The organism is Streptomyces sp. NPDC088116 (genome assembly GCF_044741745.1).
In the GTDB taxonomy this organism is placed as follows: Bacteria; Actinomycetota; Actinomycetes; order Streptomycetales; family Streptomycetaceae; genus Streptomyces.
The window spans coordinates 502,538-517,722 of the sequence record NZ_JBIUTF010000004.1; the positions used below are offsets into that span (position 1 = coordinate 502,538).

Genomic DNA, 15,185 nt, shown 5'->3' on the forward strand with positions numbered 1-15,185 from the left:
GCGGGGGGGGGCCCCCACCCCCGCGTTGGGGGCGGTGTTTTTTTTGACCGGTCCCCCGCGGGCTCACCAGTTCCCCCAAACGCCGGGGTTTTGTGGGGGGGGCCCCCGGCGCTTGGGGGGCCCCCCGCCGTACTCGTGGCCGGGACCAGCACCGGAACGTCCGATTCGTTCAAGACCCGCCGCAGCCGCCGCGCCTACGGTGAACACATGTCCACTCAACCGACTGCTCCACGACCGGCCGCTCCACGACTCGACGCGATCGGCCTGGTCGTCTCCGACATGGCCGCCTCTCTCGCCTTCTACCGCCGGCTGGGCATCGACGTGCCCGCCGACGCGGACACCGCACCCCATGCGGAGGCGGCCCTGCCCGGCGGATTGCGGATCCTCTGGGACACGGAGGAGACCGTCCGCTCCTTCGATCCCGGCTGGACCCGCCCCCGGGGTGGCGAGCGGACCGGCCTCGCCTTCCTCTGCGGCAGCCCCGCCGAGGTGGACACCACGTACGAGACGCTGGTCACGGCCGGATACACGGGGCACCTGGAGCCCTGGGACGCGGTCTGGGGCCAGCGTTACGCGATCGTCCTCGACCCGGACGGCTGCGGCGTCTCGCTCTTCGCCAGCGCCGCGTAGGCGCCGAGGGTGAGTCCGGCCAGGTCGCGCGTCTCGCGGGCGAGGTGCGCCTGGTCGGCGCAGCCCGCGGCGAGCGCCGCCGCCGCGAACGGCTCCCCCGACCGTACGAACGCCAGGGCCCGTTGCAGCCGCAGCACCCGGGCCAGCGTCTTGGGCCCGTAGCCGAAGGCGTCCAGGGAGCGGCGGTGCAACTGGCGGGCGCCGAGACCGACCGCGTCGGCGGTAGCCGCGACCGTGCGGCCCGCGTTCAGCCCGGTGACGACGGCCCGCAGCAGCGGGTCGGGCGGCGGAGTCCCGGCGGCCCGCCGCAGCGCGACATCCTCAAGAGCGACGGCCGGGTCCTCGGCGGCGGCGAGCCGGGCGCTGATCCCGCGTACGTCGGCAGGGGACCACAGGTCCGCCAACTCGACGCGCCGGTCACGCAGTTCGTGCGCCGGTACGCCGAGGAGCGCGGGCGCGGTGCCCGGCGCGAAACGCACACCGGCGCAGTGCAGCCCGGCGATCCCCTCGGGCACGTACGCGCGGGTGTCGGGCCCCGCGACCAGCATCCTGTCCCCGATCCAGAGCAGGTCCATGCAGCCGTCGGGCAGTACGGGATACGGGTCGGTGGCGGGACCCGGCCCCGTCGCCTCCGCTGTCACCGCCCGGGTCCAGACGACCGCGCCGTCGAGCCTCGACGCGCGTTCCTGGTACATGGGGACAAGGCTATGCCCGGTGGCGAGAGCGGCGTCCGCAGCCGCTTGTTGGCTGCCCGTTGCGGGGACGGCCCGCCCGGCCGGTCCGTCAGGGCCCCTCGCCCTTGTCCCGGCCCTCCCGGTCCTCCCGGCTGTCCCGGTCCTCCCGGTCTTCCGGGCTTTCCCGGCTCTCCCGGCTCTCCCGGCTCTCGGGAGTCTCCTTGCCTTTTCGGCTCTCCCACCCCGTGTGCAGCCGGGCCTTCACCCGGGACTTCACATCGTCCGGCGGCAGAAACTTGGACCAGCGCTCCGGGAACTCCGAGGGCATGTCCGGATCGGTCACGTCGTCGTCCTGTGTCTCCGCGCAGGCCACCGCGCGCGCCACCAGTTCCGCCGCGTGTGCCGCGCGCAGCCGGTCGTTGGCCGCGCGGGCCGCGGCGGTGGCGACCGACGGCCAGACCCGGTCGATGGCGGCGTTGACGGCGGCGCCCACCAGCACCGCGAACGCGGAGACGCCGATCCACAGGAGTACCGCGATGGGCGCGGCCAACGAGCCGTAGATGGTGGGGCCTTCGACCGTGCTGGTCAGATAGATCCGGAGCAGGAAGCTGCCGATCACCCACATCCCGAGGGCGACCAGCGCGCCCGGCATGTCCTCTATCCAGCGGGACCTGGCCGGCACGGACACGTGGTACAGCGTGGTGAGGAAGATGATGGAGAGCACGATCACCACCGGCCAGTAGAAGACGGTGACCACCTCCGTGCCCCACGGGACGAACTCGACCACCCGGTCCGGGCCGACCACCGCCAGCGGCAGCACCACCGCGCCGATCAGGATCGCCACGATGTAGAGCAGGAAAGCGAGCAGCCGGGTCGCGACGATGCCGCGCCGGCCGTCGAGTCCGTACATCACGGTGATGGTGTCGACGAAGACATTGACCGCCCGCGACCCCGACCACAGCGCGATCGCGAAGCCGAGGGAGATGACATCGGGCCGTCCGCCGTGGGTGATGTCCTTCAGCAGGGGTTTGGCGATCTCGTCGACGCCCCGCGGCGAGAGCACCGTGCCCGCCGCCGCCAGGATGTTCCGTTCGATGGAGGCGACCGTCGTGGTGTTGGTCCAGTCGTCCACGTACCCGAGCAGGCCGATCAGGCCGAGCAGCAGGGGCGGCAGCGACAGGAGGGTGAAGAAGGCGGCTTCGGCGGCGAGGCCCAGGATGCGGTATTCGATGCACGAATTGACCGTGTCTTTGAGCAGCAGCCAGGCCATCTTCCTCTTGGAGACGTTGCGGTAGAGGACTCGGGCCCGGTGGAGTCGACCCGACGGCCCCTCGGGTGTTTCTTTTGCTGCCTGCACCTCCTTACCGTATCGGCATGGCAGCGAGCACCCACACAGTGACCAACCAGGTTCCGCCCCTGGTGGGGTACGACGTCTTCAGCTCCGACCGGGCTCTCACGGAGGGCGTGGAACGGCACAGCGCGCCCGCTCTCGTGGACGAGACCCGTGCGGAACTGACGGCGCTCGGCCGCATCGCCGGGTCGGCCGAGGCACAGGAGTGGGGTGCGCTGGCCAACGAGAATCCGCCGAGGCTGCGCACCCATGACCGGTACGGGAACAGGATCGACGAGGTCGACTTCCATCCGGCCTGGCATCAGTTGCTGGGGCGGGCGGTCTCCGCCGGGCTGACCGACGCCTGGGGCAGGCCCGGGGGCCATCTGCGCCGTGCGGCCGGGTTCCTGGTATGGACCCAGGCGGAGGCCGGGAACGGCTGTCCGGTGTCGATGACCCACGCCGCGGTTCCGGCGTTGCGTACGGATCCGGAGCTCGCGGCCGAGTGGGAGCCCCGGCTGACCTCCCACCGGTACGAGCCGGGGCTGCGGCCCGCCGCCGAGAAGGCCGGTGCGCTCTTCGGGATGGGCATGACGGAGAAGCAGGGCGGCAGCGACGTACGGGCCAACACGACGAGCGCGCGCCCGCTGGACGCCGACGGGGAGTATCTGCTCACCGGTCACAAGTGGTTCTGTTCGGCGCCGATGTGCGACGGCTTTCTCGTCCTGGCGCAGGCGCCCGGCGGGCTGACCTGCTTCCTCGTACCACGCGTGCTGGCCGACGGGACGCGCAACGTGTTCCTGGTCCAGCGGCTCAAGGACAAGCTGGGGAACCGCTCCAACGCGTCGAGCGAGGTCGAGTTCGACGGTACGTGGGCCCGCCGGGTCGGCGAGGAGGGCCGCGGGGTGCGCACCATCATCGAGATGGTGGCGGCGACCCGGCTGGACTGTGTGGTGGGGTCGGCCGCGCTGATGCGGCAGTCGGTGGCTCAGGCGGTGCATCACACCACGTACCGAAGCGCGTTCGGCGGCGAGCTGATCGACAAGCCGCTGATGCGGAACGTACTGGCCGATCTGGCCCTGGAGTCGGAGGCGGCGACCACGCTCGCGCTGCGGCTGGCGGCGGCGTACGACTCCGTCCAGAACGACGATGCCGGGGCCGACCAGGAGCGGGCCTTTCTGCGGCTCGCGGTGCCCGCCGCCAAGTACTGGGTGACCAAGCGGTGCACGCCGGTCGCCGCCGAGGCCCTGGAGTGCCTGGGCGGAAACGGCTATGTGGAGGAGTCCGGCATGCCGCGGCTGCTGCGGGAGTCGCCGCTCAACTCGATCTGGGAGGGCTCGGGGAACGTACAGGCGCTGGACGTGCTGCGAGCCCTGCAACGGGAGCCGGAGGCGATGAACGCCTTCCTCCGGGAGATCGGCAAGGCGCGCGGCGCCGATCACCGGCTCGACGGCGCGATCAAGGCGCTGCTGACCGAGCTGGCCGACCTGACCGGGATCGAGGCCCGCGCCCGGCGGCTGGTGGAGCGGATGGCGCTGGTGCTCCAGGGCTCGCTGCTGGTGCGGTGGGCGCCGTCCGAGGTGGCGGACGCGTTCTGCGCCTCGCGGCTGGGCGGGGACTGGGGTACGGCCTTCGGCACCCTGCCGCACACCCTGGATCTGGCGTCGGTCGTGGACCGGGCGCGGCCCGTCGGCTGACCGGGCCGGGCGGCGGGCGGGCAGCGGGCCGGGTGGTGCAGGACCTGAGCAGGCCTCGGCGCTGGTCGGTCGCCGTGCCCGGGGCGACCGGCGGCTGGACGCGGATCTCTCACCGCGCCATGCCGAACTGCTGTGGTTCTCTGACACCTATGAGCATCACCGTGACCACATGGTTCCTGGAGCAGACCTCGCCCGCCGATCAGCGCCCCGCCGCCGAGCCCCCGGCCGGTGTCCGGGTCGTACGCGCCGAGGTGCCCTCGCCGGAGTTCAGCCGGTTCCTCTACACGGCCGTCGGCGACGACGTCGGCTGGCGCGACCGGCTCCCGATGTCGTACGAACAGTGGCGCGAGACCGTCTCGCGTCCCGGCGTCGAGACCTGGGTCGCGTACGAGAAGGGCACCCCGGCCGGCTACATCGAGCTGGCGGCCCAGGACGAGGGCACGGTGGAGGTCGCCTACTTCGGCCTGATCCCGGCCTTCCGCGGTCGCCGCATCGGCGGCCATCTGCTGTCGTACGGCGTGGCACGGGCCTGGGACCTGGCCGAACGCCGGCCCGGGACGGCGCCGACGAAGCGGGTCTGGGTGCACACCTGCTCCAAGGACGGCCCGTACGCCATGGACAACTACCTGCGGCGCGGCTTCAGGCTCTTCGACACGAAGGCCGAGGAGGAGCCGGAGCCGGAACCCTCCGGCTCCTGGCCCCACGGTTGAGAACGTACGCCGCCAGACGCGTCGAGGAGCGGAGATCTTCTCGTTCGATGCCGTCACGCAGGGCGGCGGCGATCTCCTCGGGTCTCGGGTTCACCGCATCGAGAGCGTCGGTGGGCAGGGCGAGCTCGCAAAACTCTGGACTTGCGAGTCCATTTTCTCCGTCACAGAGTGGGACCTGCGCCCTGGCTGTCCAGGGTCCCGCCCGGCCGACGGCGGATCGCGGTCCGGCCGTCGGGTTCACGGTGGAGAACCGAGCAATGGAGTGGATCATGTCGATGCGACTTGAGGGCAAGACCGCCCTGGTCACCGGAGCGACCAGCAACATCGGACGGGCGATCGCGGAGGCCTTCGCCACCGAGGGGGCGCACGTCGTCGTCTCGGGCCGCAGCGCCGAGCGAGGCAAGGCCGTGGTCGACGGGATCCGGGCACGGGGCGGTCGTGCCGACTTCGTGCGGGCCGACCTGGACGGCAGCGCCGCTGCCTCGCGGGCGCTGGCACAGGAGACGACGCAGATCCTCGGCGGCCGTATCGACATCCTGGTCAACAACGCCGGCATCTACCCGAACAGCACCACGGCGACCACCGACGAGAAGACCTTCGACCAGGTCTACGCGGTGAATGTGAAGGCCCCGTTCTTCCTGACCGCGGCCGTCGCGCCCGCCATGGTGGCGGCCGGCGGCGGGGCGATCATCAACCTGGGCTCCTGGATCGCGCGCCTGGGCATTCCGGTCGGCTCCCTCTACAGCTCCACCAAGGGGGCCGTGGAGACGCTGACCCGGGCTTGGGCGGCGGAGTTCGGGCCGCGGGGGGTACGGGTGAACGCGATCTCGCCGGGGGTGGTGCAGACACCCGCGACCGGAGAGGTCCACCCCGCCGAGATCATGATGAAGGGCACCCCCGCGGGACGGATGGGCACACCCGACGCCATCGCGAACGCCGCCGTGTACCTGGCCAGTGAGGAGACCTCGTTCGTGCACGGCATCGTGCTCGACGTCGACGGCGGCCGCACCACGACAGCAGTCATCGCCGCTTGACGCACGTTGCCCGCCCCGGTCTCGCGTGGGGACACCGTCGTGAGAACCGGGGCCTCACATCCGGAGCGGACGTCAAAACCGGGGCCTCACGTCCGGACGCGAATGCGCCGTGCGCGGGAATTGAGTGCCGTGGCCGGGCGTGAACGGCACCCGGGCCGGGGCCGGGCGCATGCTCCAGCCGACGCCCGGTCACGCCACGGGACCACCCGCGCCCCGCAGGTCGGCGATCCCTTGATCGAGAGCGGCACGCAAGTGGCCGGACCGACCCGTCGACAGCAGGATCGACACGCCCCCTTGGATCGCGGCCAGCAGCGCCGCAGCCCTCGTGTCGACATCGAGCTCGGCGGGAAGCCTGCCGGCCGCCTGTAGTGCGCGGATACCCGCCGCCAGACTCTCCTGCCAGCGGTACATCAGCTCGATCACGATCGCCCGCGCCCCGGGAGTCGAACGCCCGATCTGAAGGAACAGCGACCCGAGGGGGCACTGGTCCCCCTGCGCCTCGTAGCGCTTGATGACCACGTCCCGCCACTGCTCCCAGGCCTCCCACGAGTCGAGGCAGCCCAGATAGGGCTGCTGGTCCTCCAGGACCTGGTCCGCCTCGAACTGGGCCACCGCCACGAGGAGTTCGTCCTTGCCCGCCGGGAAGTAGTGGAACAGCTGGCTCTTGCTGGTACTGGTCCGCGCCATGATGTCGTCCAGCCTCGCCGAGGCGACGCCCTTGTCCCGCAGCACCGCCGCGGCCCCCTCGACGATCCGGCTCCGCGTCGCCTTCCCCTTCGCCGTCAGGTCGCCACGCATGCCACACGCCTCCTTGAAATGGACTGACCAGTCCACTGTATCGTTGCGACCCTGCGGCGAGAGCCGTGCGGCAAGAGGCGCCCGGCGGGCCATTCACGCCATGGACGCGGGAGCCGGATCCGACGATCCGCATTCGCGGCGCGGCACACCCAGGCGCACCTCGGCCGGACGTGCCGACCACGGTGAGCGGGGACTAAACCCCGGCCCCCCGTGACGGACAACACATCGTCTCACCTATCAGGACGATGTGGTCCACATGGTGGATAACAGTGGACTGCCCCGAGATACGCGTGACACGCTTCCGTCATGTCTCGAGCTGGAATTGCCTTGGTGAGTCGACGGCACGTCGATCTCGGCCGCATGTCCAGCGCCATCTGTCCAGCGGGCTGAGAGTCCCAGCACCGCCGCGATTCCCTGATCTCTGTCACCTGGCTGCGCACCGCCGCGTCTCGCGCGTGTGTGCCGTTCAGAGCCGCCCTCCTGTCATGTCTCGAAGGACGTACCCGCCATGGCCGCCACCCCGGAAAAGCCGTCCCCAGCCACGCCACGCCGCAAGGTGAGCCGTCACCGCGGTGAGGGCCAGTGGGCCGTGGGCCACTTCACTCCGCTCAACGGCAATGAGCAGTTCAAGAAGGACGACGACGGTCTCAATGTGCGGACACGCATCGAGACGATCTACTCCAAGGCGGGCTTCGACTCCATCGACCCCAACGATCTGCGGGGCCGGATGCGCTGGTGGGGGCTGTACACCCAGCGCAAGCCCGGGATCGACGGCGGTAAGACCGCTGTCCTGGAGCCGGAGGAGCTGGACGACAAGTACTTCATGCTGCGCGTGCGGATCGACGGCGGGCGGCTGACCACCGAGCAGCTGCGGGTCGTCGGTGAGATCTCGCAGGAGTTCGCGCGCGGGACGGCCGACATCACCGACCGGCAGAACATCCAGTACCACTGGATCCGGATCGAGGACGTGCCGGAGATCTGGCGGCGCCTGGAGGAGGTCGGGCTCTCCACGACCGAGGCCTGCGGTGACACCCCCCGGGTCATCCTCGGGTCGCCGGTCGCCGGCATCGCCGAGGACGAGATCATCGACGGCACCCCGGCGATCGACGAGATCCAGCGCCGGATCGTCGGCAACCCCGACTTCTCGAACCTGCCGCGCAAGTTCAAGTCGGCGATCTCCGGATCGCCGCAGCTGGACGTGGCACACGAGATCAACGACATCGCGTTCGTCGGTGTGGACCACCCCGAGCACGGCCCCGGATTCGATCTCTGGGTGGGTGGCGGGCTCTCCACCAACCCCAAGATCGGCCAGCGCCTCGGCGCCTGGGTGCCGCTCGACGAGGTCCCCGACGTCTACACCGGTGTCATCTCGATCTTCCGCGACTACGGCTACCGGCGGCTGCGCACCCGCGCCCGCCTGAAGTTCCTGGTCGCCGACTGGGGCCCGGAGAAGTTCCGCCAGGTCCTGGAGGACGAGTACCTCAAGCGCAAGCTGGTCGACGGCCCGGCCCCGGCGCAGCCCGTACGGCAGTGGCGCGACCATGTCGGCGTGCACCGTCAGAAGGACGGGCGTTTCTTCGTCGGTTTCGCGCCACGCGTGGGACGGGTGGACGGCGCCACGCTGACGAAGATCGCCGAGGTGGCCGCGACGAACGGTTCGGGACGGCTGCGTACAACCGCCGAGCAGAAGATGATCGTCCTCGATGTGGCCGAGGACCGGGTCGACTCGCTCGTGGCGGGCCTCGAGGCGCTGGACCTGCGGGTCAAGCCGTCGCCGTTCCGGCGCGGCACCATGGCGTGCACCGGCATCGAGTTCTGCAAGCTGGCGATCGTCGAGACCAAGCAGCGCGGCTCCACGCTGATCGACGAACTGGAGCGCCGTATCCCGGAGTTCGACCAGCCGATCACCATCAACATCAACGGCTGCCCCAACGCCTGCGCCCGTATCCAGGTCGCGGACATCGGTCTCAAGGGCCAGTTGATGCTGGGCCCGGACGGCGATCAGGTCGAGGGCTACCAGGTGCACCTGGGCGGCGCCCTGGGTCTGGAGGCCGGTTTCGGCCGTAAGGTCCGCGGGCTGAAGGTCACCGCCGACGAGCTGCCCGACTACATCGAGCGGGTGCTCGGCCGCTTCCAGAAGGAGCGCGCCCAGGACGAGCGTTTCGCCACGTGGGCGGCGCGCGCGTCCGAGGAGGCGCTGTCATGAGCGAGCGCGCCGCACCGTTCTACTGCCCCTACTGCGGCGACGAGGATCTGCGTCCGAACGGGCAGGGCCACGGCGCGTGGGAATGCGCGGCATGCAATCGAGCCTTCCAACTGAAGTTCCTCGGGCTGCTCGCCCGTGGACTTCAGAGGAGTGACGGAGGGGAAGAGATATGACGGCACTGACGGAGACCGACGATCCCCGGGCCCTCGCCGAGCGGGCCGGTATCGAACTCGAAGACTCCTCGGCCCTGGAGATCCTGACCTGGGCCGCGGACACCTTCGGCGCGAAGTTCTGTGTGACGTCCTCGATGGAGGACGCGGTGGTCGCCCACCTCGCCTCCCGGGCGATGCCCGGTGTCGATGTGGTCTTTCTCGACACCGGCTACCACTTTCCCGAGACCATCGGCACCCGCGACGCGGTGGACGCCGTGATGGACGTCAATGTCATCACGCTCACCCCGCGCCAGAGCGTCGCCGAGCAGGACGCCCAGTACGGTCCGAAGCTGCACGACCGCGACCCCGACCTGTGCTGCGCCCTGCGCAAGGTCGCGCCTCTCAAGGAGGGCCTGACCGGATACGAGGCGTACGCCACGGGCCTGCGCCGCGACGATTCCCCGACCCGGGCGAACACCCCGGTCGTCGGCTGGGACGCCAAGCAGCAGAAGGTCAAGGTCTCCCCGATCGCCCGCTGGACGCGGGACGACGTGGACGCGTACGTCGCCGAGCACGGCGTCCTGACCAACCCGCTGCTGATGGACGGTTACGCGTCCGTCGGCTGCGCTCCCTGCACCCGCAGGGTCCTGGAGGGCGAGGACGCGCGCGCCGGCCGCTGGGCCGGCCGGTCCAAGACCGAATGCGGGCTGCACGGATGACGGCGACTCGGCATCACCATCAACGTCATGATCAGGAGGAACGGTTGAGCGGGACGGACGCGACCGGGCAGGGCGCCACGGTCTGGCTCACCGGGCTGCCGAGCGCGGGCAAGACCACCATCGCGAACGAGCTGGCGGACCGGCTCCGTACCGAGGGTCACCGCGTCGAGGTGCTCGACGGCGACGAGATCCGGGAGTTCCTCTCCGCGGGCCTCGGGTTCAGCCGCGAGGACCGGCACACCAATGTGCAGCGCATCGGCTTTGTCGCCGAGCTGCTCGCGGCCAACGGCGTCAAGGCGCTGGTGCCGGTGATCGCCCCGTACGCGGACAGCCGTGAGGCGGTCCGTAAGCGTCATCGGGCCGAGGGCACCGGGTATCTGGAGGTGCATGTGGCCACGCCGGTCGACGTGTGCTCCGTACGCGATGTGAAGGGGCTGTACGCCAAGCAGGCGGCCGGCGAGCTGTCCGGTCTCACCGGGGTGGACGACCCCTACGAGGCGCCTCAGTCACCGGACCTGCGGATCGAGTCGCACACCCAGTCCGTTCAGGAGTCCGCCGCCGCGCTCTACGCGCTGCTCACCGAGAGGGGTCTCGCGTGACCACGACCGTCGCAGCTGTCACCGAGGGCACGGACGCCCCATGGGCGCTGAGCCACCTGGACGCGCTGGAGTCCGAGGCCGTCCATATCTTCCGCGAGGTGGCGGGCGAGTTCGAGCGGCCGGTGATCCTCTTCTCCGGCGGCAAGGACTCGATCGTCATGCTGCATCTGGCGCTGAAGGCGTTCGCGCCGGCGCCGGTGCCGTTCTCGCTGCTGCATGTGGACACCGGGCACAACTTCCCGGAGGTGCTGGAGTACCGCGACCGCACGGTCGCCGAGCACGGGCTGCGGCTGCATGTCGCCTCCGTGCAGGAGTACATCGACGCGGGCAAGCTGCGCGAGCGGCCCGATGGCACCCGTAACCCGCTCCAGACCGTCCCGCTCACCGAGAAGATCCAGGAAGAACGTTTCGACGCGGTGTTCGGCGGCGGGCGGCGCGACGAGGAGAAGGCGCGCGCCAAGGAGCGGGTGTTCTCCCTGCGCGACGAGTTCTCCCAGTGGGACCCGCGCCGCCAGCGGCCCGAGCTGTGGCAGCTCTACAACGGCAAGCACGCGCCCGGTGAGCATGTCCGGGTCTTCCCGCTCTCCAACTGGACCGAGCTGGACGTGTGGCAGTACATCGCCCGCGAGGAGATCGAACTCCCGCAGATCTACTTCGCGCACGAGCGCGAGGTCTTCCGGCGCAGCGGCATGTGGCTGACCGCCGGCGACTGGGGCGGCCCGAAGGACTCCGAGACCGTGGAGAAGCGCCTGGTGCGCTACCGCACGGTCGGTGACATGTCCTGCACGGGCGCGGTGGACTCGGACGCCACCACGCTCGACGCGGTGATCACCGAGATCGCCGCCTCCCGGCTGACCGAGCGCGGCGCGACCCGCGCGGACGACAAGATGTCCGAGGCCGCGATGGAAGACCGCAAGCGCGAAGGGTACTTCTAGCCATGACGAGTACGAACACGAGCACCGCGGAGCAGTTCGCCGAGCAGCTGTCGGCGACCACGCTGCTGCGCTTCGCCACCGCGGGTTCCGTCGACGACGGCAAGTCCACGCTGGTGGGGCGGCTGCTGCACGACTCGAAGTCGGTACTGACCGACCAGCTGGAGGCCGTCGAGCTGGCCTCGCGCAGCCGCGGCCAGGAGGCACCCGACCTGGCGCTGCTCACCGACGGGCTGCGGGCCGAGCGCGAGCAGGGCATCACGATCGATGTCGCCTACCGCTACTTCGCCACGCCCCGGCGGCGGTTCATCCTCGCGGACACCCCCGGGCATGTGCAGTACACCCGGAACATGGTGACCGGCGCGTCCACCGCCGAGCTGGCCGTGGTCCTGGTGGACGCCCGCAACGGTGTGGTCGAGCAGACCCGCCGGCACGCCGCGGTCGCCGCGCTGCTGCGCGTCCCGCATGTCGTCCTGGCCGTCAACAAGATGGACCTGGTCGACTACGCGGAGCCCGTGTTCGCCGAGATCGCCAAGGAGTTCACGGCGTACGCGGCCTCCCTGGGCGTCCCGGAGATCACCGCGATCCCGATCTCGGCGCTGGCCGGTGACAACGTCGTGGAGCCATCGGCGCACATGGACTGGTACGGCGGCCCGACGGTGCTGGAGCACCTGGAGACCGTTCCGGCCAGCCATGATCTGACCGACTGCCCGGCGCGCTTCCCGGTGCAGTACGTGATCCGCCCGCAGACCGCCGAGCACCCGGACTACCGCGGCTACGCGGGACAGATCGCCTCCGGGGTGCTGCGCGTCGGTGAGCCGGTGACCGTGCTGCCGTCGGGGCGTACAAGCACCGTCGAGGCCATCGACGCGCTCGGGGAGAGCGTGGACGTCGCCTGGGCGCCGCAGTCCGTGACCGTACGGCTCAGCGACGACATCGACATCTCGCGCGGCGACCTGATCGCCCCGAGCGCGGACGCGCCCGTCACGACGCAGGACGTCGAGGCGACGGTCTGTCATGTCGCCGACCAGCCGCTCGCGGTGGGCCAGCGGGTGCTGCTGAAGCACACCACTCGTACGGTCAAGGCGATCGTGAAGGACATCCCGTCCCGGCTGACGCTGGCCGACCTGTCCCAGCACCCGGCCCCCGGGCAGCTGGTCGCCAATGACATCGGCCGGATCGTCGTCCGCACGGCCGAGCCGCTGGCGCTCGACGCGTACGCCGACTCGCGCCGTACCGGATCGTTTCTGCTCATCGATCCCTCGGACGGTACGACGCTGACCGCGGGCATGGCGGGCGAGGCCTTCGCCGCCGGTACCGCGACCCCCGCGCCGGTCGCCGAAGCCGACGACGAGGGCTGGGACTTCTGATGACCACGGACGTGTACGACGTCTTCGCGACCTTCGCGAAGGAGGGCGGCCGGGTCGGCAGCGGTGCCATCGGCGCGGGGACGGGCGGGGTGCCGCGATGTGCGCGATGACGTACGCGCACCGCTCGCGCGCCCATGTTCTCCACCTGCCCCACCCGTCGTACTCACCGTTTCGAAGACCAGCCGACGTCCCGGCCGCGCCCCGCATTGCGTGAAGGCGCGAGCACCGGGCCACCGAGAGGAAACCCTCCCGTGCCTGCCTCGTCCCGTATCAGAGCGCGCCGTCGTGTCGCCGCCGCAGCCGTACTGCCCCTGCTCGCCGTTGTGCTGACCTCCTGCGGCTACGGCTCCAAGGCGGACAAGACGGACGACCAGCCGGGGCCCGCCGCCTCGGGCAAGGCGCTCTCGGCCGACACGGTGAAGATCGGCTACTTCCCGAACCTGACCCACGCGACCGCGCTGGTGGGCGTGCAGAACGGGATCCTCCAGAAGGAGCTGGGCGGCACGCAGGTGTCGCCCAGGACCTTCAACGCGGGCCCCTCCGAGATCGAGGCCCTCAACGCGCGCAGCATCGACATCGGCTTCATCGGCCCCTCCCCCGCGATCAATGGCTACACCCAGACCAAGGGCAAGGGCCTGCGCATCATCGGCGGCTCGGCCTCGGGCGGTGTGAAGCTCGTCGTCAACCCGAAGAAGATCAAGACCCTGGACGATGTCAAGGGCAAGAGGATCGCCACCCCGCAGCTGGGCAACACCCAGGACGTGGCGTTCCTCAACTGGATCGCCGAGAAGGGCTGGAAGGTCGACGGACAGTCCGGCAAGGGCGATGTCTCCGTCGTCCGTACGGACAACAAGACCACCCCGGACGCCTACAAGTCCGGCTCCATCGACGGGGCCTGGGTGCCGGAGCCGACCGCGTCCAAGCTGGTGGCCGAGGGCGCGAAGGAGATCCTCGACGAGTCCAGCCTGTGGCCGGACAAGAAGTTCGTGATCACCAACATCATCGTGTCGCAGACGTTCCTCAAGGAGCACCCGGACGTGGTCGAGGCCGTCCTGCGCGGTTCGGTGAAGACGAACGACTGGATCAACGCGAACCCGGAGCAGGCCAAGGCGTCCGCGAACAAGGCGCTCAAGTCGCTCTCCGGCAAGGCGCTGCCGCCCGAGGTTCTCGACCCGGCGTGGAAGTCGATCCAGTTCACCAATGACCCGCTGGCGTCGACGCTCCAGACGGAAGCCGGTCACGCGGTCAAGGCCGGTCTGCTGGAGAGCCCCGACCTGAACGGCATCTACGACCTGAAGCCCCTCAACAAGGTGCTCAAGGCGAACGGGGAGTCCACGGTCGGCGACGCCGGACTCGGCGTCAAGTGATCACCGCACCCGACCCCTTCCGGCCGACCCGCGCGGACCACGGTGATCGCACTGATCACCGTGATCGCACCGTTCGTACCGATCGCACCGTTCCCAGGAGGTGACGACCATGGCCACCACCCTCGCCAAGGCCGCCGACAGCACCCCGGCGGTGGACCACGCCGCCCGTATCGCGCATGTCTCGAAGTCCTTCGCGACGCCCGCGGGGCAGCAGCTCGTACTGGACGACATCACCCTCGATGTCGCGCCGGGCGAGTTCGTCACCCTCCTGGGAGCCTCCGGGTGCGGCAAGTCCACGCTGCTCAATCTGGTCGCCGGGCTCGACCGCCCGTCGGCCGGGTCCATCGAGACGTCGGGCCGCCCCGCGCTGATGTTCCAGGAGCACGCGCTGTTCCCGTGGCTGACCGCGGGCAAGAACATCGAACTGGCGCTGCGGCTGCGCGGCGTGCCCAAGCAGGCGCGGCGCGAAGAGGCCGAGCGGCTGCTGGGACTCGTACGGCTGGAAGGCGCGTACGGCAAGCGGGTGCACGAGCTGTCCGGCGGTATGCGCCAGCGGGTCGCGCTGGCGCGCGCGCTGGCGCAGGACAGTCAACTGCTGCTGATGGACGAGCCGTTCGCGGCGCTCGACGCCATCACCCGGGATGTGCTGCACGACGAGCTGACCCGGATCTGGCGCGAGACGAACCTGTCGGTCCTGTTCGTCACGCACAACGTGCGCGAGGCCGTGCGGCTCGCGGAGCGCGTCGTGCTGCTGTCCTCGCGCCCGGGGCGGGTGGCCCGTGAGTGGCGTGTGGACATCCCGCAGCCGCGCCGTATCGAGGACACCGCTGTCGCGGAACTGTCCGTCGAGATCACCGAAGAACTGCGTGGGGAGATCCGCCGCCATGGCCAGCACTGAGACGACGACGCCCAAGGGCGCGACGCCGGACGGGACCGTGCCGGAGGGGACTGCGCCGGACAGCGCGGC

At 70.4% G+C, this 15,185-nt stretch carries 16 protein-coding genes; 13 read left to right on the forward strand and 3 right to left on the reverse strand.

Annotated features, from left to right (window positions below; all coding sequences use genetic code 11):
• The first annotated feature begins 207 nt into the window (after positions 1 to 207).
• The gene (locus ACIOJD_RS19135) at positions 208 to 630 is read left to right on the forward strand and encodes a VOC family protein (RefSeq protein ID WP_401914845.1); all 423 of its coding nucleotides are present in this window, start codon (positions 208 to 210) and stop codon (positions 628 to 630) included.
• On the opposite strand, the gene ACIOJD_RS19140 is transcribed toward ACIOJD_RS19135, so the two are convergent.
• Both ACIOJD_RS19140 and ACIOJD_RS19145 read right to left on the reverse strand, forming a co-directional pair.
• Positions 570 to 1,325 carry a helix-turn-helix domain-containing protein gene (locus ACIOJD_RS19140; protein ID WP_401914848.1) on the reverse strand — a complete coding sequence of 252 codons (756 nt, stop codon included), beginning with the start codon at positions 1,323 to 1,325 and terminating at the stop codon, positions 570 to 572. The genes ACIOJD_RS19135 and ACIOJD_RS19140 overlap by 61 nt on opposite strands.
• A gap of 88 nt (positions 1,326 to 1,413) precedes the next feature.
• Positions 1,414 to 2,661: a YihY/virulence factor BrkB family protein gene (locus ACIOJD_RS19145; RefSeq protein ID WP_401914849.1), complete on the reverse strand. Its 1,248-nt coding sequence runs from the start codon at positions 2,659 to 2,661 to the stop codon at positions 1,414 to 1,416.
• Between the two features lie 17 nt (positions 2,662 to 2,678).
• Here ACIOJD_RS19145 and ACIOJD_RS19150 point away from each other — a divergent pair, with 17 nt between their 5' ends.
• The 3 genes from ACIOJD_RS19150 (at position 2,679) to ACIOJD_RS19160 (ending at position 6,075) form a co-directional block, all read left to right on the forward strand.
• Entirely contained in the window at positions 2,679 to 4,331 is a 1,653-nt protein-coding gene (locus ACIOJD_RS19150; RefSeq protein ID WP_401914852.1) for an acyl-CoA dehydrogenase family protein, read from the forward strand.
• Between the two features lie 149 nt (positions 4,332 to 4,480).
• Complete coding sequence (locus ACIOJD_RS19155; protein WP_401914854.1) at positions 4,481 to 5,041, forward strand: GNAT family N-acetyltransferase; 561 nt, start codon at positions 4,481 to 4,483, stop codon at positions 5,039 to 5,041.
• Between the two features lie 269 nt (positions 5,042 to 5,310).
• Positions 5,311 to 6,075, forward strand: a complete 765-nt coding sequence (locus ACIOJD_RS19160; RefSeq protein ID WP_401914856.1) for an SDR family NAD(P)-dependent oxidoreductase — start codon at positions 5,311 to 5,313, stop codon at positions 6,073 to 6,075.
• A gap of 189 nt (positions 6,076 to 6,264) precedes the next feature.
• Here the strand turns inward: ACIOJD_RS19160 and ACIOJD_RS19165 are convergent, their stop codons facing one another.
• The gene (locus tag ACIOJD_RS19165; RefSeq protein WP_401914859.1) at positions 6,265 to 6,873 is read right to left on the reverse strand and encodes a TetR/AcrR family transcriptional regulator; all 609 of its coding nucleotides are present in this window, start codon (positions 6,871 to 6,873) and stop codon (positions 6,265 to 6,267) included.
• Between the two features lie 306 nt (positions 6,874 to 7,179).
• On the opposite strand from ACIOJD_RS19165, the gene ACIOJD_RS19170 reads away from it, so the two are divergent.
• From ACIOJD_RS19170 to ACIOJD_RS19210, 9 genes are all read left to right on the forward strand, one after another.
• Positions 7,180 to 7,263 (forward strand): putative leader peptide, encoded by an 84-nt coding sequence (locus ACIOJD_RS19170; protein WP_309471194.1) that lies wholly within the window; start codon positions 7,180 to 7,182, stop codon positions 7,261 to 7,263.
• A 118-nt stretch (positions 7,264 to 7,381) separates the two neighbouring features.
• On the forward strand, positions 7,382 to 9,079 hold the full coding sequence (locus ACIOJD_RS19175; protein ID WP_401914861.1) for a nitrite/sulfite reductase: 1,698 nt from the start codon (positions 7,382 to 7,384) through the stop codon (positions 9,077 to 9,079).
• A complete protein-coding gene (locus ACIOJD_RS19180) occupies positions 9,076 to 9,252 on the forward strand; it encodes a hypothetical protein (protein ID WP_401914864.1) in 177 nt (58 codons plus the stop codon). The genes ACIOJD_RS19175 and ACIOJD_RS19180 overlap by 4 nt, the downstream gene beginning before the upstream one ends.
• Positions 9,249 to 9,950 (forward strand): phosphoadenylyl-sulfate reductase, encoded by a 702-nt coding sequence (locus ACIOJD_RS19185; RefSeq protein WP_401914867.1) that lies wholly within the window; start codon positions 9,249 to 9,251, stop codon positions 9,948 to 9,950. The genes ACIOJD_RS19180 and ACIOJD_RS19185 overlap by 4 nt, the downstream gene beginning before the upstream one ends.
• Positions 9,932 to 10,549 carry an adenylyl-sulfate kinase gene (gene cysC, locus ACIOJD_RS19190; RefSeq protein WP_401914870.1) on the forward strand — a complete coding sequence of 206 codons (618 nt, stop codon included), beginning with the start codon at positions 9,932 to 9,934 and terminating at the stop codon, positions 10,547 to 10,549. The genes ACIOJD_RS19185 and cysC overlap by 19 nt, the downstream gene beginning before the upstream one ends.
• Positions 10,546 to 11,484 (forward strand): sulfate adenylyltransferase subunit CysD, encoded by a 939-nt coding sequence (gene cysD, locus ACIOJD_RS19195; RefSeq protein ID WP_401883921.1) that lies wholly within the window; start codon positions 10,546 to 10,548, stop codon positions 11,482 to 11,484. The genes cysC and cysD overlap by 4 nt, the downstream gene beginning before the upstream one ends.
• A gap of 2 nt (positions 11,485 to 11,486) precedes the next feature.
• Positions 11,487 to 12,851, forward strand: a complete 1,365-nt coding sequence (locus ACIOJD_RS19200; RefSeq protein ID WP_401914873.1) for a sulfate adenylyltransferase subunit 1 — start codon at positions 11,487 to 11,489, stop codon at positions 12,849 to 12,851.
• 251 nt (positions 12,852 to 13,102) lie between these two features.
• Positions 13,103 to 14,218, forward strand: a complete 1,116-nt coding sequence (locus tag ACIOJD_RS19205) for an aliphatic sulfonate ABC transporter substrate-binding protein (RefSeq protein ID WP_401914876.1) — start codon at positions 13,103 to 13,105, stop codon at positions 14,216 to 14,218.
• A gap of 109 nt (positions 14,219 to 14,327) precedes the next feature.
• Complete coding sequence (locus tag ACIOJD_RS19210) at positions 14,328 to 15,116, forward strand: ABC transporter ATP-binding protein (protein ID WP_401914879.1); 789 nt, start codon at positions 14,328 to 14,330, stop codon at positions 15,114 to 15,116.
• Positions 15,117 to 15,185 lie beyond the last annotated feature (69 nt).